Raw genomic sequence first — 19,404 nt, 5'->3', positions numbered from 1 at the left:
CGCCCCGCGCCGGCGGACCGGTTCGACGCGGTCGCAATGCGCTCGGAGGACAATTCGCGATGACTGAAGCCACCCCCGTCTCCGAGAGCCGCGAGGGCGCGGTCGCGGTCCTGACGCTGCAATCGGGACCCGTGAACGCGCTCGGGACGGCGTTGCGCGAGGGCATCGCGGCGGCTCTGGCCCGCGCCGAGGCCGATACCGCCGTGACGGCGATCGTGCTGATCGGCGGCGGGCGGATGTTCTCCGCGGGGGCCGACATCACCGAGTTCGGCACGCCGCCGCGCGGCATCTCCCTGCCGGACCTCCTCGACCGGATCGAGGCCGCGACGAAGCCGGTCGTCGCGGCGATCCACGGCAACGCCCTCGGCGGCGGGCTCGAGACGGCGCTCGCCTGCCACTACCGGGTGGCGGTGCCCTCCGCGAAGGTCGGGCTGCCGGAGGTCAAGCTCGGCATCCTGCCGGGCGCGGGCGGCACGCAGCGCCTGCCGCGCATCGTCGGGCCCCGCAAGGCGCTCGAGGTGATCGTCGGCGGCGCCCCGCTCGGCGCCGGGCAGGCCGCCGCGATGGGGCTGATCGACGAGCTCGCCCCCGAGGAGGGCCTGCGCGCCCACGCGGTCGCCTTCGCGCAGCGCGTCGTCGCCGAGGGGCGGCCGCTCACCAAGATCCGCGACCGCGACGAGCGCCTCGCCGAGGGCCGCGACGCGCCCGGCCTGTTCGACGCCTTCCGGAAGGAGAATGCCCGCAGGATGCGCGGCTTCGAGGCGCCGGAGGCCTGCATCGCCTGCGTCGAGGCCGCCTGCCGCCTGCCCTTCCCGCAGGGCCTCGCCTTCGAGCGCGAGCAGTTCCTGAAGCTCGTCTCCGGGAGCCAATCCGCCGCGCAGCGCTACGTCTTCTTCGCCGAGCGCCAGACCGCCAAGATCCCGGACGTGCCCGAGGACACCCCGACCCGCCCGATCGCCCGGGTCGGGGTGATCGGTGCCGGCACCATGGGCGGCGGCATCGCGATGAACTTCCTCAATGCCGGCATCCCGGTGACCATCGTGGAGGCCAGGCGCGAGGCCCTCGACCGCGGCCTCGCGGTGATCCGCAGCAATTACGAGAACACCGCCAGGAAGGGCCGCCTGCGGCCCGAGGACGTCCAGACCCGCATGGGCCTCCTCGCCGACACGCTGGCGATCGAGGATCTGAAGGACTGCGACCTCATCATCGAGGCCGTGTTCGAGGACATGGGCATCAAGAAGGAGATCTTCTCCAAGCTCGACCGCGTCGCCAAGCCGGGCGCGATCCTGGCCTCGAACACCTCCTACCTCGACATCGACGAGATCGCCTCGGTGACGGGCCGCCCCGCCGACGTGATCGGCATGCACTTCTTCTCGCCCGCCAACGTCATGCGGCTGCTCGAAGTGGTGCGCGGGGCGAGGACGGCCAAGGACGTGATCGCCACCGCGATGCAGGTCGGCCGCAAGGTCGGCAAGATCGCCGTGCTGGTCGGCGTCTGCCACGGCTTCGTCGGCAACCGCATGCTGGCCGAGCGCCAGCGCGAGGCGAACCGGCTGATCCTGGAGGGCGTCACGCCCTGGGACGTGGACCGGGTGATCTACGAGTTCGGCCTGCCGATGGGCCCCTTCGCGATGAGCGACCTCGCGGGCCTCGACATCGGCTGGAGCCGGGAGACCAACCGCTCGGAGAGCGTGCGCGACCTCCTCTGCGAGATCGACCGGCGCGGGCAGAAGACCGGGGCGGGCTTCTACGACTACGACGCCAAGCGCAAGGCCTCGCCGTCGCCGGTCACCGAGGAGATCATCGCCAGGGTCGCGGCCCGGCAGGGCGTGGCGCGCAAGCCCGCCTCCGACCAGGAGATCCTGGAGCGCTGCCTCTACCCGATGGTCAACGAGGGCGCGAAGATCCTCGACGAGGGCAAGGCGATCCGCGCCTCCGACATCGATATCGTCTGGATCAACGGCTACGGCTGGCCGGTCTATCGCGGCGGCCCGATGTTCTGGGCGGACGGCATCGGCCTGCCGACGGTGCTGGAGCGCCTGCGCGCCTACCAGGCGGAGTACGGCGACGCCTTCGCGCCCTCGCCCCTGCTGGAGCGGCTCGCCGCCGAGGGGAAGGGGTTCCGGGATCTCTGACGGGCGGCCCCCGCGGCCCGGCCAGCCGGGCGGCAAGCCCGGCAACCACACGATCGGGAGGCTGACATGGACCTTCGTTTCACGCCCGAGGAGCGGGCCTTCCGCCAGGAGGTCCGCCGCTTCTTCGAGGAGAACCTGCCCGCCGAGATCCGCCAGAAGCTGATCGACGGGCACCATCCCTCGAAGCAGGACATCGTCACCTGGCAGCGCATCCTCAACGCCAAGGGCTGGGCGGTGCCGAACTGGCCGGTCGAGTGGGGCGGCACCGGATGGGACCCGGTGCGCCAGTACATCTTCCTCGACGAGCTGCAGAGCTTCCCGGCCCCCTCGCCGCTGCAATTCGGCGTCTACATGGTCGGGCCGGTGATCGCGCAGTTCGGCTCCGAGGCGCAGAAGCGCCACTTCCTGCCCCGCATCGCCAACCTCGACGATTGGTGGTGCCAGGGTTTCTCGGAACCCGGCGCCGGCTCGGACCTCGCCTCGCTCAAGACCCGGGCCGTGCGGGACGGCGACCACTACGTGGTCAATGGCCAGAAGACCTGGACCACGCTGGCCCAGCACGCCGACTGGATCTTCTGCCTGGTGCGCACCGACACGGCCGCGAAGAAGCAGGAGGGCATCACCTTCCTGCTCATCGACATGCGCACGCCCGGCATCACCGTGCGGCCGATCCAGACCCTCGACGGCGGCCGCGAGGTCAACGAGGTCTTCTTCGACGACGTGCGGGTGCCGGTCGAGAACCGGGTCGGCCAGGAGAACAGGGGCTGGGACTACGCCAAGTTCCTGCTCGGCAACGAGCGCACCAACATAGCGCGGGTCGGCGTCTCCAAGCAGCGCATCCGGCGCCTCAGGGAACTGGCGGCCCTGGAGCGGGTCGGCGACGCGCCGCTGATCGAGGATCCGCGCTTCCGCGAGAAGCTGGCGGCCCTCGAGATCGAGCTCAAGGCCCTGGAGATGACGCAGCTGCGGGTCGTGGCCGCCGAGCGCACCCGCGAGAAGGGCAAGCCCGACCCGGCCTCCTCGATCCTCAAGATCAAGGGCTCGGAGATCCAGCAGGCCACCACGGAACTCCTCCTCGACGTGGTCGGCCCCTACGCCCTGCCGTACCTGCCCGAGGACGAGGACCAGGGCCACAACGAGCCGCCGATCGGCCCCGACTACGCGGGCCCGGCCGCGCCGACCTACTTCAACTGGCGCAAGATCTCGATCTACGGCGGTTCGAACGAGATCCAGAAGAACATCATCGCCAAGGCGATCCTGGGCCTCTAGATCGGCGCCCGATCGCGCCGCGATCGGGCGCTGGTCCAGGTCCTTGGTTTTGCCGCGTTTTCTTCGACGAACCGGCATCCACTTCGTCAGGAAATGCTCTCGCGGGCCCGCGCGGCCTGGAATTCGGGGAAGAGACGTCGATGGATTTCGATCTCAGCGAGGAGCAGAGCCTCCTCAAGGACAGCGTCGAGCGGCTCCTCGCCGACCGCTACGATTTCGAGGCCCGCACGCGCCACGGCCGCCACCCGGAGGGGTTCTCGCCCGAGATGTGGCGGTCCTACGCGGAGCAGGGCCTGCTCGCCGTGCCCTTCGCGGAGGAGGACGGGGGCATCGGCGGCGGGCCGGTCGAGACCATGATCGTCATGGAGGCCTTCGGCCGCGCCCTGGTCCTCGAACCCTACCTCGCCACCGTGGTCCTGGCGGGCGGGCTGATGCGCCGCGCGGCCTCGGCGGCGCAGCGGGCCGAGTGGCTTCCGGGCCTGATCGGCGGCGAAACCCGCTACGCTTTCGCGCATCACGAGCGGCAGGCGCGCTACGACCTCCACGACGTCGGCCTGAGCGCGCGCCGGGACGGGGCGGGCTACGTCCTGGAGGGCGACAAGTCCCTGGTGCTGCACGGCGACAGCGCCGACCGGCTGATCGTCTCGGCCCGCACCGCCGGCTCCCGGCGCGACCGGGGCGGGATCGGGCTGTTCCTGGTCGATGCCAGGGCGGAGGGCGTCTCCCGCCGCGGCTACCCGACCCAGGACGGGCAGCGGGCGGCCGAGATCTCGCTCTCCTCGGTCAAGGTCGGGCCGGAGGCGGTGCTGGGCGCGCCGGAGGACGCGCTGCCGGCGATCGAGCGGGTGGTCGAGGAGGCGATCGCGGCGCTCTGCGCCGAGGCGGTCGGCGCCATGGACCGGATGCACGCCCTCACCGTCGAGTACCTCAAGACCCGCAAGCAGTTCGGCACGCCGATCGGGTCATTCCAGGTGCTGCAGCACCGGGCGGCCGACATGTTCATCGCCCTCGAACAGGCCCGCTCGATGGCCTTCCTGGCCACCATGATGGCCGGGGAGGAGGATGCGGCGGAGCGCGCGCGGGCGCTCTCGGGCGCCAAGGTGCAGATCGGCCGCTCGGGCCGCATCGTCGGCCAGGGCGCGGTGCAGCTCCACGGCGGCGTCGGCGTCACCATGGAGTACAGCGTCGGCCACTTCTTCAAGCGCGTGACGATGATCGACACCCTGTTCGGGGATGCCGACCACCACCTCGCCCGGGTGGCTGCGATGGGGGGCCTGATCGCGGCCTGAGCCCCGCGAGGCCGCGGGACCCGGGGGCCGGCAACGCCCGCGGAGGGGTTGGATTCCCGGGCCCCGTGGGGGAGAAGGGCGGTGTCCCCCTTCGAGTCCCTCCCGATGCCCGATCCATCCCGCCGGCCGGCCCCGATCCCGCTCACGGTCCTCACCGGCTTCCTCGGCGCCGGCAAGACGACGCTGCTGAACCGGCTGCTGCGCGACCCGGCCCTGGCCGACACGGTCGTCATCGTCAACGAGTTCGGCGAGGTCGGGCTCGACCACCTGCTGATCGAGACCGTCGACGAGGGCATGATCCTGCTCGGCGCCGGCTGCCTGTGCTGCAGCGTGCGGGGCGACCTCATCGCCACGCTGGAGGACCTGCTGCGCAAGCGCGACAACGGGCGCATCCAGCCCTTCCGGCGCGTGATCATCGAGACGACCGGTCTCGCCGACCCGGCGCCGATCCTGCACGGGCTCCTCTACCACCCCTACCTGGCCCTGCGCTTCGCCCTCCAGGCCGTCGTCACGGTCGTGGACGCGGTCAACGGCGCGGGCACGCTCGACGCGCATCCCGAGGCCCTGCGCCAGGCCGCCGTGGCCGACCGCCTCGTCCTGACCAAGACGGATCTCCCGGGCGGGGAGGCGGCGGCGCTGCGGGCGCGCCTCGCCGCCCTCAACCCGGCCGCCCCGGTGCTCGGGCCCGACGCGCCGGCCGAGGCGCTGCTCGGCGGCCTGTTCGGCACGGACGGCAAGATCGCGGACGTCGCGGCCTGGCTCGGCGCCGAGGCGGTCGCGGCCGCGGAGGCGCGCCACCACCACGCCCAGCATCACGGCCACCACCACCACGACCTGAACCGGCACGACGCCGCGATCCGGGCCTTCAGCCTGGTCAGCCCGGAGCCGGTGCCGCGGGCGGCCTTCGAGATGTTCCTGGACCTCCTGCGCTCCGGCCAGGGGGCCAAGCTCCTGCGCCTCAAGGGGCTCGTCGGCCTCGCCGAGGATCCCGGCCGCCCCGTCGTGGTGCACGGGGTGCAGCACGTCGTCCACGCCCCGGCCACCCTCGACGCGTGGCCGGGGCCGGACCGCACCTCGCGGCTCGTCCTGATCCTGCGCGACGGCGACCCGGCCTTCGTGCGCCGCCTGTGGGACGCCTTCCTCGGCCGCCCGGCCCCGGACGCGCCGGACGCCGCCGCCCTCACGGCCAACCCCCTGGCGATCCCGGGCGGCTGAGGGCGCCCCCGCCCGGAATGGTTCTTGATCGGTAAACCGGGCGCGGCCGCCTCGGCCGCGGATCCGTCCCGATCCGGGACGATCGGGCCACCCGATCCGGAGCGGTCGGGCCAAAGGGGGGCAGGCATGACGACGACACCCTTCTCGGTGATCCAGGGCGGAATCCGGGAGGAGGGGCGCTGGAGCGCCGAATTGCGGCACCCGGCGAGCCTGCGCGAGGCCGAGATCGCCGCCTGGCGGGCGCTCCTGCCCCGGGCCCTGTCGCCGGGCTTCGCCGGCGACCCCGACTTCGTGCTCACGCTGGCCCAGCACCTCGCGGAGGGGCGCCGCCTCGCCCTGCTCCTCGTCTGGCAACACGGGGACGGAATGCCCGTCCTGCGCGGCGTGCTGCCGCTGCAGCTGCCGGCGGGGCTGCGCCCGGGCCGGACGGCGCAGCTCTGGGTCCTGCCGCTCGCCGAGGGGGCGGCGCCGGTCGTGGACGCCCGCGAGACCGCCGCAATCCTGCGCGCGGCCCTCGACCACCTCGCGGGGGCGGGCTCGCGCGTCGGCACCCTGCGCCTGCCCGGGCTGCTCCCGGCCGGCCGCCTGATCGCGGCGCTGCGGGAGGTCGCCGCCGCGAGCGGTCGCCCCCTGACGGTCGCCTCCCGGCCGGCCCCCGGCCCGGCGGCCGAACCGCTGCCGACCCTGCCGCGGGGGCGCACCTCGCTCGAGCGGGTGCGCGCGCCCCGTCAGCTGCGCGACGCGGTCGAGCATTTCCTGGTGCTGGAGGGGGCGCGGCCCGGCCCCAACCTCCTGCACGACGCGGACGCGGCGACGGCCCTGCGGGTCGTCACCCGGCGCTTCGCCCAGCGCCGCGCCTGCGGGGTCGACCTCGTGCGGCGGGACGGCGCCGTGGTGGCGGCCGCGATCCGGCTCGGCCCGGCCGGGCAGGACCGGATCTGGCGCGAGGCCGGCTGCGCGCTCGCGCCGGCGCGCGAGCGGCCGGGCGTGATGCTGCTCGACGCCGCGGTGAGCGTCGCGCCGGCCCGGCGCGCGGCGGACGGGGAGCGCCGCTCGGCCTGAGGGAGCGGGGCGCGCAGAGGAGCGCGGGCCGTCGCGCCGCGCGCACCGCGGGGAGGACGACGGGCGCGCGGCGCGACGGCCCCGCCCCCTACTCGTCCTCTCCGAACCGGTTGGCCAGGAGCGCCGCGATCGCCTCCAGGCAGGCATCCTGGTCGGGGCCGAGAGCGGTCACGAAGATGCTGGTTCCCTGCGCGGCCCCGAGGGTCAGGAGGCCCATGATCGAGCGCCCGCCCACCGTCTCGCCGGCGCGCGTCACCGTCACCTCGGATTCGAAGCGCTCCACCGCCTGGACGAACTTGGCGGAGGCGCGGGCATGGAGGCCGCGGCGGTTGATGATCGGCAATTCCCGCGCCGTCGCGCCCTCAGGCACCGCCGGAGCGTCCCATCCACCCGCATCGTCGTCGTTCATCGGAGATCGGATCCTGCTGGAGCCGGTTGCGATGGCGTCGGCGGCCGTCCGGCTCTCGTCGTGGCGAAAACGGGGAGGGCGAGCGCTATTTCCCGGCGAGGACCCGGGAGGCCACGTTGATGTATTTGCGGCCCGCCTCCTGCGCGTGCAGGACGGCCTCGCCGAGGCTCTCCTCGTCGCGGACGCTCGCGAGCTTGATCAGCATCGGCAGATTGATGCCGGCCACCACCTCCACCGAGCCGCCGTTCATGCACGAGAGCGCGAGGTTCGACGGCGTACCCCCGAACATGTCGGTGAGGACCACCACGCCCTCGCCCGTGTTCACCCGGCAGACCGCCGACATGATGTCCTTGCGCCGGACCTCCATGTCGTCCTCGGGGCCGATCGTGATGGTTTCGAGCTGCTCCTGCGGACCCACGACATGCTCCAGCGCGGCCTTGAACTCCGTCGCGAGCAAACCGTGGGTGACGAGCACCATTCCAATCATCGACACGAGTTCCGACGCCCCATACAGAGCCGAGCCGCCATTTTGTGCAGCGCAAGGGCGAGCGCAAGAGCAACGAGGCGGAATCCGCATCACTCCGTCATCATGATGCCACGAGGGCGGCGCCAGCGCCACAACACGGTGCTCGTCCGGGAGGGGTCCCGGGGAAGGATCATGCGGGGGAGGGAGACCCCCAGGAGAGTCGTTTTCTCCGCCCCCGCCTCGGGCATCCGCGGGGCCGTCTCGGCGAGGTCCAGGACGAGCCGCACAACCGCCGAAGGCAGCGTGTTCTCAAGGGTTTGAAGGCCCACGCCGCGGATCTCGACGAGCCCCGCCAGGGCCGGGTGCGGCCGCGCCACCAGGCGGCCGTGGCAGGCCTCCACGATCACCCTGTCGTCGCCCACCAGGGCGGCGTGCAGGCCGCACTGGGAACCGCCCGCCAGGAGGTCGCGCGCCAGGGTCGTTTTGCCGCTCCCGGCCGGCCCCCGAATCAGCACGCCCGATTCGCCGAGCACCACGCAGGTGGCGTGGAGCGTGACCGGCCCGGCGCTCAGCGGTGCAGCCCCGGGATGCGCACCACGAAGCGGGCGCCGAGCAGGCAGGGCTCGCCGTCCTCGCCCGGCGGCCCGAGCCGGTTCTCGGCCCGGATCGTGCCGCGATGGGCCTGCACGATCTGGCGCGAGATCGACAGGCCGAGGCCGGAATTCTGGCCGAAGCCCTGCTCGGGCCGGTCGGTGTAGAAGCGCTCGAAGATGCGCTCGAGGGCGTGGGGCGGGATGCCCGGCCCGTCATCCTCCACCGTGAGCTCGATCGTGTTGCGCAGGCGGCGCAGGTTCACCCGCACGGTCGCGCCCTTGGGCGAGAAGGAGCGGGCATTGTCGAGCAGGTTGTTCACCACCTGGCCGAGCCGGCTGTCGTGCCCGATGATCGCGAAGGGGTCCTCGATGCCGGCCGGCGGCGCCTCCACCGTGAAGGTGATGGCGGCGTCCCGCGGCCGGCGCCGCTCGTTGGCCACCGAGGTCACGGTGGTGAGGAGCTTCTTCAGGTCGACCCGCGCGGCCTCGGCCCGGGCGAGCTCCGCGTCGAGGCGCGAGGCGTCCGAGATGTCGCTGATCAGCCGGTCGAGGCGCTTCACGTCGTGCTGGATGATCTGCATCAGCCGCCCGCGCGACTCGTCGGTCTTGGCCAGCGGCAGCGTCTCGACGGCGCTGCGCAGGGAGGTGAGCGGGTTCTTGAGCTCGTGCGAGACGTCGGCCGCGAAGTTCTCGATCGCGTCCAGGCGGCGGTAGAGCGCCTGGGTCATGTCGCGCAGGGCCCGGGAGAGGTGGCCGATCTCGTCCGAGCGGGTCGTGAAGTCGGGGATCTCCTGGCGCGACCTGATCCCGAGCCGCACCCGCTCGGCCGCCTCCGACAGGCGGCTCACCGGCCCGACGATCTGGCCGGCGACCAGGAGCGAGAGCACCACCATCACGAGCGCCGCGATCAGGAACACCTGCAGCAGGGCGAAGCGCTCGGAGGCGATGATCTTGTCGATGTCGCCCTCCTGGGTCGAGAGCAGCAGGGCGCCGCGCACCGTGCGGGCGCGCATGATCGGCACCGCGACCGACACGATGGTCTCGCCGTGGGCGTTGCGGCGCACCAGCGTGCCCCGGCTCCCGGCCAGCGCCCGCTGCACCTCGGGCAGGCTGCGCCCGTCCGAGGGCCCGGTATCCTCCGGCCCCGGCTCGCGGTGCGGGAAGGGCAGGTGCTGGCGCAGGCCGTCCCAGGCCCGCTCCATCAGGCTCGGGCGCTCCTTGCGCACCGGCACCTCGCCCCGGGCGAGGTCGCCCCGCACGTAGAGGGCGCGCGAATCGATCAGGTTCGACCCGTCGCGGTCGTAGACCCGCGCGCGGGTGCCGGTCGGGGTGATCAGCCGGCGCAGCAGCGGCGCCACCCGCTCCGGGTTGAGGGAGAATTCGAGGGCCGAGACCGGCTCCTCCGCCCCGGCGCCCGGATCGCCCGCTTGGAGCTGCAGCAGGCGGTCGGGGTCGATGCTGATCGCGTCCGTGTCGACCGTGGCGGAGGCCGCGATCGCCCCCGCGATGATGTCGCCCTGGGTCAGCAGGCTCTTCACCCGCGCCTCGATCAGGCCCTGGCGGAACTGGTTGAGGTAGAGGAAGCCGACCAGCAGGGCGATCAGCCCCGCGAGGTTGAGCACGACGATGCGCCGGGTCAGGCTGGAGGAGGCGCGCTGGGCGATCCAGCGGCCGACCAGCCGCAGGGAGAGGGGCTCCCGCGGCGCCTCGGCGTCGGGATCTGCCTCGCTGCCTGTTCCGGGCGCACCGGCCCCGAGGAGGCGCCGCATGGCGCCGAGTGCGGAACCGCTGCTCACGTGCCGGGTCTCAAGCTTCCTTGAAGCGGTAGCCGACGCCGTAGAGCGTCTCGATCATGTCGAAGTTGGTGTCGACCACCTTGAACTTCTTGCGCAGCCGCTTGATGTGGCTGTCGATGGTGCGGTCGTCGACGTAGACTTGGTCGTCGTAGGCGGCGTCCATGAGGGCGTTGCGGCTCTTCACGACGCCCGGGCGCTGGGCCAGGGCCTGCAGGATCAGGAACTCGGTGACCGTCAGGGTCACGGGCTCGCCCTTCCAGGTGCAGGTGTGCCGCTCGGGATCCATCATCAGCTGGCCGCGCTCCAGCGAGCGAGCGGCGGCGGCCTCGGCCTCGCGGGCGGCGGCGGCCGGGCCGGCCTCCTTGGCGGCGAAGCGGCGCAGCACCGCCTTCACCCGCTCGACCAGCAGGCGCTGCGAGAACGGCTTCCGGATGAAGTCGTCGGCGCCCATCTTGAGGCCGAAGAGCTCGTCGATCTCCTCGTCCTTCGAGGTCAGGAAGATCACCGGCAGGTCCGACTTCTGACGCAGGCGACGCAGCAGCTCCATCCCGTCCATGCGCGGCATCTTGATGTCGAAGATCGCGAGATCCGGCGGCGAGTGCTTGAGCCCGTCGAGGGCCGAGGCGCCGTCCGTGTAGGTCTGGATGCGGTACCCCTCGGTTTCGAGCGCGATCGACACGGAGGTGAGGATGTTGCGGTCGTCGTCGACGAGGGCGATGGTCGGCATGGTCATTCCCTGGGACGAGGATGGCGTCGTGCGACAGGATCGCAGGATCCTCCTGAACGCCACCCGACTTCGCGCCGGTGCGGATCCGGCCTGAGACGCGGGCCGCCGGCTGTCTGCCACAAAGCGCTGGACAGTGACAACCGGGCCACGGTTTCGACACCCTTAGGCCCAAAGCGATCAAAAAGCGAGCACCCGGGGCGGCGGCGGCGCGCGGCCCCGCCGCACCCGCGACGCGAGGCGCGATGGACGGGCGCGCCCGCCCCGGCCAGGGTGGCGCGAGACGCGGGAGTTGGACGCCATGGCGGAGAGCGACAGACAACCGGCAGCCCCCTTCGCGGCCGCCCAGGCGCCGTTCGACGCGGTCGGGCTCGCCAAGGACCTGCTGCGCAGCACCCGGTCGGGGGCCCTCGCCACGCTCGATCGCGGCGACGGATCGCCCTTCGCATCGCTCGTCACGGTGGCGACCGACCTCGACGGCGCGCCCCTGATGCTGCTCTCGCGCCTCTCGGCCCACACGCTCAACCTGGAGGCCGAGCCGCGCTGCTCGCTCCTGCTCAGCCCGGGCGGCAAGGGCGACCCGCTCGCCCATCCGCGCCTCACCGTGGCCGGGCGCGCCGCCCGCAGCGACGACCCGCGGGTGCGCGCCCGCTTCCTCGCCCGCCACCCGAAGGCGAAGCTCTACGCCGACTTCCCGGACTTCGCCTTCTTCCGGCTGGAGCCGGCGGCCGGGCACCTGAACGGCGGCTTCGCCAAGGCCGCGACCCTGAGCGCGGCCGAACTCCTCACCGACCTCGCCGGGATGGAGGGCCTCGCCGCGAGCGAGGCCGGGGCGGCCGCCCACATGAACGACGACCATGCCGACGCGCTCGCCCTCTACGCGACGCATTTCGCGGGGGCGGAGCCCGGCCCCTGGCGCCTCACCGGGCTCGATCCCGAGGGGCTCGACCTCCTGGCCGCGGACCGGACCGCCCGCGTGACCTTCCCGCGCCGCCTTCGCGACCCCAGAACCCTGCGGCAGGTCCTGGTCGAGATGGCCGCCGAGGCCCGCCGGGAACGGCCGGCGGTCCCGGGCGGCGAATGACAAAACTTGTGGCCTGTTACACCGCTGCGGCGCGTTGGCAATTGAACCGCGAAGTTTCGCCACCTACTAACGGCCCTCACCTGGTCACACGCACCGCGTGAGCGGCGCGGACCCGGCCGGGTGCGGCGGTCGCCACGTCCAGACCTTGCGGCGTCCGACGGAACGAGGGCATCGGCCCGTGCCGGGTGGACCCCCGCCCCGGACGGCGCCAGGAGGAACACTCGTGAGCGACATCGGCGTATACAACGCGGCGTTCGGTCCGGATCGGGCCGGCCTGCGCAACCTCAAGCGCGTCTTCTGGAACCTGGAGGCCCCGAGCCTCTACGAACAGGCGCTGCAGCGGGGCGAGGCCCAGCTCGCGGCGGGGGGCGCGCTGGTGGCCGAGACCGGCATCCACACCGGCCGGTCCCCGAAGGACAAGTTCGTCGTCCGGGATTCCGGGACCGAGGATCAGGTCTGGTGGGACAACAACGGCGCGATCACGGCCGAGCAGTTCGACCGCCTGCACGCGGACTTCGTCGCGCACGCGGAGGGCAAGGACCTCTTCGCGCAGGATCTCTACGGGGGAGCGGAGCCGGCCTACCGGGTGCGGGCGCGCGTCTACACCGAGTATGCGTGGCACTCCCTGTTCATCCGCAACCTGCTGATCCGGCCGGAGCGCGACGCGCTCGGCGCCTACGAGCCCGACCTGACCATCATCGACCTGCCGAGCTTCAAGGCCGACCCGGCCCGCCACGGGGTCCGCTCCGAGACGGTCATCGCCTGCGACTTCACCCGCAAGATCGTGCTGATCGGCGGCTCGTCCTATGCCGGCGAGATGAAGAAGTCGGTCTTCACCTACCTCAACTACATTCTGCCGAAGGCCGGCGTGATGCCGATGCACTGCTCGGCGAACGTGGGCGCGCAGGGCGACTCGGCCCTGTTCTTCGGCCTGTCCGGCACCGGCAAGACCACCCTGTCGAACGACCCGGCCCGGGTGCTGCTGGGCGACGACGAGCACGGCTGGGGCCCGAAGGGCATCTTCAACTTCGAGGGCGGCTGCTACGCCAAGACCATCCGCCTGTCGCGAGAGGCCGAGCCCGAGATCTACGCCACGACCGAGCGCTTCGGCACCGTGATGGAGAACGTGGTCATCGACCCGGTCACCCGGCTGCCGGATTTCGACGACGCCTCGAAGACCGAGAACACGCGCTGCGCCTATCCGCTGCCGTTTATCCCGAACGCGAGCGCGACGGGCCGGGCGGGGCACCCGAAGAACATCGTCATGCTGACCTGCGACGCCTTCGGGGTGCTGCCCCCGATCGCCAAGCTCACCGGCGCCGAGGCGATGTACCACTTCCTGTCGGGCTACACCGCCAAGGTGGCGGGCACCGAGAAGGGGCTGAAGGGGCCCGAGGCGACCTTCTCGACCTGCTTCGGCGCGCCCTTCATGCCGCGCCACCCGAGCGTCTACGGCAACCTGCTGCGCGACCTGATCGCCCGCCACCACGTCGATTGCTGGCTCGTCAACACGGGCTGGACCGGCGGGGGCGTGGGCACCGGGCGGCGCATGCCGATCCGGGTGACGCGCCGGCTGCTGACCGCCGCCCTCGACGGCTCGCTCGCCAAGGCCGATTACCGCCGCGACCCCTATTTCGGCTTCGCGGTGCCGACCTCGGTGCCGGGCGTCGAGCCGCACATCCTCTACCCGGTCAAGACCTGGGCGGACAAGGCGGCCTTCGCCGAGACGGCCAAGCGGCTGGTCGAGATGTTCCAGGCCAACTTCAAGCGCTTCGAGGCCCACGTCGACGCCGACGTGCGCGCCGCCGAGCCGACCATGTCGATCGCGGCGTGAGGGGCGGGCGGGGCCCGGCGGGGCTCCGCCGAGCGTGACGAACGGGGCGCGGCGGTCTCCTCGCGGGGGGCGCCGCGCCACGCAACAGCCGCGCGGGGGGATGTGAGACATGCTGGTCCTCGTCATCGGCGCGGGCGTCGTGGGGCTCGCCTGCGGACGCGCCCTCGCCCTGCGCGGCCACGAGGTCATCGTTGCGGAGGCCGAGGCCCAGATCGGCACCGGGGTGTCCTCGCGCAATTCCGAGGTGATCCACGGCGGCATGTACTACCCGTCCGGGTCGCTGCGGGCGCGCCACTGCGTCGAGGGCCGCCGCCGCCTCTACGCCTTCTGCGCCAGCCACGGCGTGCCGCATGCCAGGACCGGCAAGCTCATCGTCGCGGCGACCGAGCCCGAGCGCGCCAAGATCGCGGCGATCCACGCCCAGGGGCTGGCGAACGGGGTCGAGGGGCTCGCGCTCATCGACGGCGCCGAGGCGCGGCGCCTCGAACCCAACCTCGCCTGCGTGGCGGCGCTGCTGTCGCCGGAGACCGGCATCGTCGACAGCCACGCGCTGATGCTCGCGCTCCAGGGCGACCTGGAGGCCCATGGCGGCGCGCTCGCCTTCCGCACGCCCGTCGAGCGGCTGATCCGCGACGGCGGCGGCTGGGTCGCGCTCTACGGCGGCGAGGCGCCGGGCGAGCTGCGGGTCGACGCGGTGGTGAGCGCGACGAGCTTCGGCGCGCAGGCGCTGGCCCGCGCCACCGAGGGCTACCCGGAGGCGCGGGTGCCCCGCCTCGTCCTCGCCAAGGGCAACTACTTCGGCTGCCTCGGCCGCCCGGCCTTCACGCGGCTGATCTACCCCGCCCCGGTCGAGGGCGGGCTCGGCATCCACCTGACCCTCGACCTCGCCGGGCGCACGCGCTTCGGGCCGGACGTCGAGTGGATCGACCGGCCCGATTACGAGGTCGATCCGGCCCGCGGCGCCCTGTTCTACGCGGCGATCCGGCGCTACTGGCCGGACCTGCCCGAGGGCGCCCTGTTCCCCGACTACGCGGGCATCCGCCCGAAACTGTCGGGGCCGGGCCAGCCGGCGATGGATTTCGTGATCGACGGGCCGGCCGAGCACGGCCTGCCGGGCCTCGTGCAGATGTTCGGCATCGAGAGTCCGGGCCTGACCTCCAGCCTGTCCCTCGCCGAGGACGTGGCGGACCGGCTCGGCGCCTGAGGGGAGGCGGCCCGAAGCCGGCCCGATGCCGGGGACCGCGTGCGGCCCGCCGCCGGCTCGACACTGGGACGGCGTGCGGCCCGCCGCCGTCTTGGCGCACGCATCCCCCGCTGCTATCTCCCGTCCGCCTTCCCGATTTACGCCGTGCGCCACGCCCTTCGCCGCGCCTGGGCGCCGGAGACCGCCTGCTGATGACCGCCAAGCCCATCGACACGATCCGCAACTTCTCGATCGTCGCGCATATCGACCACGGCAAGTCGACCCTCGCCGACCGGCTGATCCAGCTCACCGGGGCGCTCTCGGCGCGCGAGATGACCGAGCAGGTGCTCGACTCGATGGACATCGAGCGCGAGCGCGGCATCACCATCAAGGCCCAGACCGTGCGGCTCGACTACAAGGCGCAGGACGGGCGCGAGTACGTCCTGAACCTGATGGACACGCCCGGCCACGTCGACTTCACCTACGAGGTGTCGCGCTCGCTGGCGGCCTGCGAGGGCTCGCTCCTCGTCGTCGATGCGAGCCAGGGCGTCGAGGCCCAGACCCTCGCCAACGTGTATCAGGCGATCGACGCCAACCACGAGATCGTCCCGGTCCTCAACAAGATCGACCTGCCGGCGGCGGAGCCCGACCGCGTCAAGGAGCAGATCGAGGAGGTGATCGGCATCGACGCCTCCGAGGCGGTGCCGATCTCGGCCAAGACCGGCCTCAACATCGAGGCGGTGCTGGAGGCGATCGTCGCCAAGCTGCCGCCGCCGAAGGGCGACTGCGAGGCGCCGCTGAAGGCGCTCCTGGTCGATTCCTGGTACGACGTCTACCTGGGCGTCGTGGTGCTGGTGCGCATCGTGGACGGCGTGCTGCGCAAGGGCATGACCATCCGGATGATGGGGGCGGACGCGGTCTACGGCGTCGACCGCGTCGGCGTCTTCCGCCCCAAGATGCAGGACGTGGCCGAGCTCGGGCCCGGCGAGGTCGGCTTCCTCACCGCCTCGATCAAGGAGGTGGCCGACACCCGGGTCGGCGACACGATCACGGAGGACCGGCGCCCGACGGACCAGGCCCTGCCGGGCTTCAAGCCGGTCCAGCCGGTGGTGTTCTGCGGCCTGTTCCCGGTCGACGCCGCCGAGTTCGAGAACCTGCGCGCCGCCATGGGCAAGCTGCGCCTCAACGACGCCTCGTTCTCCTACGAGATGGAGACCTCGGCGGCCCTCGGCTTCGGCTTCCGCTGCGGCTTCCTCGGCCTCCTGCACCTGGAGATCATCCAGGAGCGGCTGGAGCGCGAATTCAACCTCGACCTGATCTCGACCGCGCCGAGCGTGGTCTACCGCCTCAACATGGCGGACGGCACCATGCGGGAACTGCACAATCCCGCCGACATGCCCGACGTGATGAAGATCGATACGATCGAGGAGCCCTGGATCCGCGCCACCATCCTCACGCCGGACGATTACCTCGGCGGCGTGCTCAAGCTCTGCCAGGACCGGCGCGGCGCCCAGATCGACCTCAACTACGTCGGCAAGCGCGCCATGGTCGTGTACGATCTGCCGCTCAACGAGGTGGTGTTCGACTTCTACGACCGCCTGAAGTCGATCTCGAAGGGCTACGCCTCGTTCGACTACCACATCTCGGATTACCGCGAGGGCGACCTCGTGAAGATGTCGATCCTCGTGAATGCCGAACCGGTCGACGCGCTGTCGATGCTGGTCCACCGGACCCGGGCGGAGTCCCGCGGCCGCGCGATGTGCGAGAAGCTCAAGGACCTGATTCCGCGCCACCTGTTCCAGATCCCGGTCCAGGCGGCGATCGGCGGCAAGATCATCGCCCGCGAGACCATCCGGGCCCTCTCCAAGGACGTCACCGCCAAGTGCTACGGCGGCGACATCTCGCGCAAGCGCAAGCTCCTCGACAAGCAGAAGGAGGGCAAGAAGCGCATGCGCCAGTTCGGCAAGGTCGAGATCCCCCAGGAAGCCTTCATCGCCGCGCTCAAGATGGACAGCTGAGGCGCCGCGCGGGAACGGGAGCCTCCGGCGCCTCGCGCGACCGCCGTGCCGATCGGCGCGGTCGCGCCGGCCTCCGACGCGTCGCGGGTCTGCCGACACGGCCACCACCGGCTCGGACGCCGGGATGGCGCGGGACCGACGGCCCGAGCGGAGATGCCGCGAGCCGTTCTGCTCGGGGAGGGCGCCAGGACCGGCCGATCCCCCGCGGGCGCCTGCCCGCCCCTGCCGGGCTCGCCCTCGTCAGGACCACATCGCGCAAAATATAACCTAAGGTTGTTTGGATTAGACCTTTCGTTGTGATTGGACATAGGCCTTCTAACCTGAAGGTTTTGGCGCACGCATAAGAAGTTCCGTAACGGAAGAGGCGGTTCAATCCGCTTCGAATTCCGACGGGGGTGCGTGGGTGCGCGGGAAGCTCGCGAAGCTCGCCCGGAGCTTCTGGCTCGCTGGGGCGGCCAACGTGCTGGTCATCTTTGGCCTCGGCGCTCCTGTGCTGTTCGGGGTGGTCGGCATCACGGTCGACTACGCGATCTGGCTGAATCAGAAGCTGATCCTCCAGAACGCGGCGGACGCGGCCGCCCTGGCGATCGTCGCGGACATCCAGATCGCCGCCCCGCAGCTGGAGCGCATGCAGGCCATCGCCGAGAGCCAGGTGCGCCGCTTCGTGCCGCTGAAGGAGGGCGACGGGCCGGTGGCGGTGAGGACGGCGCCGCGCTACCGCAAGACGTCGGACGACCCGTTCGCCCCGGGGCCGGTCGAGGGCGACGTGCGCACGGCCAATGGCTGGTCCGTGACCCTCACGCAGCGCAAGCGCGCGATCATGAGCCGCCTCGTCACGCCGACCCTGACGGACATCACCGTCGAGGCGACGGCGGAGATGGCCGGCACGATCAAGGTCTGCGTCCTCGTCCTCGACGCCGCCGCCAGCGGCGCGCTCGCCCTCAGGGATCAGTCCCGGATCGACGCCGGCAACTGCTCCGTCTACGTGATGTCGGCCGATCGCCGGGGCCTCCAGATGACCGACGGCGCGGCGCTGACCTCGCTGAAATCCTGCGTGGTGGGCGGCTACGCGGGCGGCGGCTACGTCAGGCCGCGGCCGATCTCGGGCTGCCCGCCCATGCGCGACCCGCTCCAGGCGCGGGAGCCGCCGCCGGTCGGCGGGTGCACCTACACCAACCTCGCCATCGCGGACGAGCGGCGCACGCTCATGCCCGGGACCTATTGCGGCGGCCTGATGATCAACGCGGGGGCGAGCGTCACCCTCGCGCCGGGCACCTACGTGATCAAGGACGGGCCGCTCGTGGTCGGCTCGGAGAAGCAGGAGACCCGCTCGACGGGGTGGGGCTGGTGGGGGTTGCGGGGCTGGCGCCCGTTCGTCCCGCTGCTGTGCTACTGGCCGGAGCTCGTCCCGGGCTCGCACGCGCTCTGGTGTCCGAGGACGACCACCACGAATTCCCCGCCCGGGATCCTCACGGGGACGAATGTCGGCTTCTACTTCACCGGCAAGGTCCCGCCGGACCAGGACGGCGCGGTGCGCCCGGTGCAGTTCATGCCCCGCTCCACGGTGTCCCTCACGGCGGGCAAGACCGGGAGCATGGCCGGGCTGTTGTTCTTCGAGGATCGCGACGCTCCTCCCGGGCGCCAATTCGCCGTGCTGAGCGATTCCGCCCGGCGCCTCGTCGGCACGATCTACCTGCCGCGCGGCACCTTCACGGTGAGGACGAACCAGGTCGTGGCCGACCAGTCCGAGTTCACCGCCATCGTCGCGCGCGGGATCGACCTCTCCAGCGCGCCCCGCCTCGTCATCAACGCCGATTACGGCGCGACCGACGTGCCGGTGCCCAAGGGGATCGGGCCGACCAGCGCCATGCCGACCCTGACGCATTGACGATCCGGCGGGCCGACCCGCCGCGCCCGTCAGCGCGGCATGAGCGAGAGTCCGGTCCGATACGTCCGGCGAGCGGAGCACGGGTCGGTGATGGGGGACACCTCGCGGAGGCGCCGAGGCGTGTCGGGGTGAGCCGCGCCGCGAACGTCGTCATGGCATTCGGGGTCATGGCATTCGGGGTCATGGCATTCGGGGTCATGGCATTCGGGGTCATGGCATTCGGGGTCATGGCATTCGGGGTCATGGCGTTCGGGCTCGGGGCCCCGGTGCTGTTCGGGGCCGCCGGCATCGCCGTCGCCGACCAGTCCGAGCACATGGCGATCGTGGCGCGCCGGCTCGACCGGTCGCGGGTCCCCGCCTCGTCATCAACGCCGATTGCGGCGCGGCCGGCGTGCCGGTGCCCAAGGGGATCGGGCCGACGAGCGCGGCGCCGGTGCCG

Annotated in this window: 15 protein-coding genes; 10 read left to right on the top strand and 5 right to left on the bottom strand. The window is 72.0% G+C overall.

Annotated features, from left to right (window positions below; all coding sequences use genetic code 11):
* The first annotated feature begins 59 nt into the window (after nucleotides 1-59).
* From M446_RS01130 to M446_RS01110, 5 genes are all read left to right on the top strand, one after another.
* Complete coding sequence (locus M446_RS01130; protein WP_012330224.1) at nucleotides 60-2,135, top strand: 3-hydroxyacyl-CoA dehydrogenase NAD-binding domain-containing protein; 2,076 nt, start codon at nucleotides 60-62, stop codon at nucleotides 2,133-2,135.
* Between the two features lie 66 nt (nucleotides 2,136-2,201).
* Nucleotides 2,202-3,404 (top strand): pimeloyl-CoA dehydrogenase large subunit, encoded by a 1,203-nt coding sequence (gene pimC, locus M446_RS01125; protein ID WP_012330223.1) that lies wholly within the window; start codon nucleotides 2,202-2,204, stop codon nucleotides 3,402-3,404.
* A 140-nt stretch (nucleotides 3,405-3,544) separates the two neighbouring features.
* The gene (locus tag M446_RS01120; protein WP_012330222.1) at nucleotides 3,545-4,693 is read left to right on the top strand and encodes an acyl-CoA dehydrogenase family protein; all 1,149 of its coding nucleotides are present in this window, start codon (nucleotides 3,545-3,547) and stop codon (nucleotides 4,691-4,693) included.
* A gap of 105 nt (nucleotides 4,694-4,798) precedes the next feature.
* The gene (locus M446_RS01115) at nucleotides 4,799-5,908 is read left to right on the top strand and encodes a CobW family GTP-binding protein (RefSeq protein ID WP_043701974.1); all 1,110 of its coding nucleotides are present in this window, start codon (nucleotides 4,799-4,801) and stop codon (nucleotides 5,906-5,908) included.
* Between the two features lie 126 nt (nucleotides 5,909-6,034).
* On the top strand, nucleotides 6,035-6,970 hold the full coding sequence (locus M446_RS01110) for a hypothetical protein (protein ID WP_012330220.1): 936 nt from the start codon (nucleotides 6,035-6,037) through the stop codon (nucleotides 6,968-6,970).
* 88 nt (nucleotides 6,971-7,058) lie between these two features.
* On the opposite strand, the gene M446_RS01105 is transcribed toward M446_RS01110, so the two are convergent.
* The 5 genes from M446_RS01105 to M446_RS01085 all read right to left on the bottom strand — a co-directional run bounded on the left by M446_RS01105 (nucleotide 7,059) and on the right by M446_RS01085 (nucleotide 10,961).
* Nucleotides 7,059-7,379, bottom strand: coding sequence for an HPr family phosphocarrier protein (locus M446_RS01105; protein WP_012330219.1), 321 nt, complete (start codon nucleotides 7,377-7,379; stop codon nucleotides 7,059-7,061).
* 85 nt (nucleotides 7,380-7,464) lie between these two features.
* Nucleotides 7,465-7,866 carry a PTS sugar transporter subunit IIA gene (locus tag M446_RS01100; RefSeq protein ID WP_012330218.1) on the bottom strand — a complete coding sequence of 134 codons (402 nt, stop codon included), beginning with the start codon at nucleotides 7,864-7,866 and terminating at the stop codon, nucleotides 7,465-7,467.
* An 89-nt stretch (nucleotides 7,867-7,955) separates the two neighbouring features.
* Nucleotides 7,956-8,360, bottom strand: a complete 405-nt coding sequence (locus tag M446_RS01095) for a serine kinase (RefSeq protein WP_236728816.1) — start codon at nucleotides 8,358-8,360, stop codon at nucleotides 7,956-7,958.
* A 53-nt stretch (nucleotides 8,361-8,413) separates the two neighbouring features.
* Nucleotides 8,414-10,207 (bottom strand): sensor histidine kinase, encoded by a 1,794-nt coding sequence (locus M446_RS01090; protein WP_012330217.1) that lies wholly within the window; start codon nucleotides 10,205-10,207, stop codon nucleotides 8,414-8,416.
* 37 nt (nucleotides 10,208-10,244) lie between these two features.
* Nucleotides 10,245-10,961 (bottom strand): response regulator transcription factor, encoded by a 717-nt coding sequence (locus M446_RS01085; RefSeq protein WP_012330216.1) that lies wholly within the window; start codon nucleotides 10,959-10,961, stop codon nucleotides 10,245-10,247.
* Nucleotides 10,962-11,259: 298 nt separating this feature from the next.
* On the opposite strand from M446_RS01085, the gene M446_RS01080 reads away from it, so the two are divergent.
* The 5 genes from M446_RS01080 (at nucleotide 11,260) to M446_RS01060 (ending at nucleotide 18,965) form a co-directional block, all read left to right on the top strand.
* Nucleotides 11,260-12,042 (top strand): HugZ family protein, encoded by a 783-nt coding sequence (locus M446_RS01080; RefSeq protein ID WP_012330215.1) that lies wholly within the window; start codon nucleotides 11,260-11,262, stop codon nucleotides 12,040-12,042.
* 223 nt (nucleotides 12,043-12,265) lie between these two features.
* The gene (locus M446_RS01075) at nucleotides 12,266-13,876 is read left to right on the top strand and encodes a phosphoenolpyruvate carboxykinase (protein WP_012330214.1); all 1,611 of its coding nucleotides are present in this window, start codon (nucleotides 12,266-12,268) and stop codon (nucleotides 13,874-13,876) included.
* Between the two features lie 109 nt (nucleotides 13,877-13,985).
* Nucleotides 13,986-15,080 carry an NAD(P)/FAD-dependent oxidoreductase gene (locus tag M446_RS01070; RefSeq protein ID WP_012330213.1) on the top strand — a complete coding sequence of 365 codons (1,095 nt, stop codon included), beginning with the start codon at nucleotides 13,986-13,988 and terminating at the stop codon, nucleotides 15,078-15,080.
* A gap of 191 nt (nucleotides 15,081-15,271) precedes the next feature.
* The gene (lepA, locus tag M446_RS01065; RefSeq protein WP_012330212.1) at nucleotides 15,272-17,077 is read left to right on the top strand and encodes a translation elongation factor 4; all 1,806 of its coding nucleotides are present in this window, start codon (nucleotides 15,272-15,274) and stop codon (nucleotides 17,075-17,077) included.
* A 403-nt stretch (nucleotides 17,078-17,480) separates the two neighbouring features.
* On the top strand, nucleotides 17,481-18,965 hold the full coding sequence (locus M446_RS01060) for a TadE/TadG family type IV pilus assembly protein (RefSeq protein ID WP_012330211.1): 1,485 nt from the start codon (nucleotides 17,481-17,483) through the stop codon (nucleotides 18,963-18,965).
* The last annotated feature ends 439 nt before the right edge of the window (nucleotides 18,966-19,404 follow it).

This window comes from Methylobacterium sp. 4-46 (genome assembly GCF_000019365.1).
Lineage (GTDB): Bacteria > Pseudomonadota > Alphaproteobacteria > Rhizobiales > Beijerinckiaceae > Methylobacterium.
The sequence above is the reverse complement of the archived record's forward strand: the minus strand, read 5'-3'. Positions and strand labels throughout refer to the sequence as shown.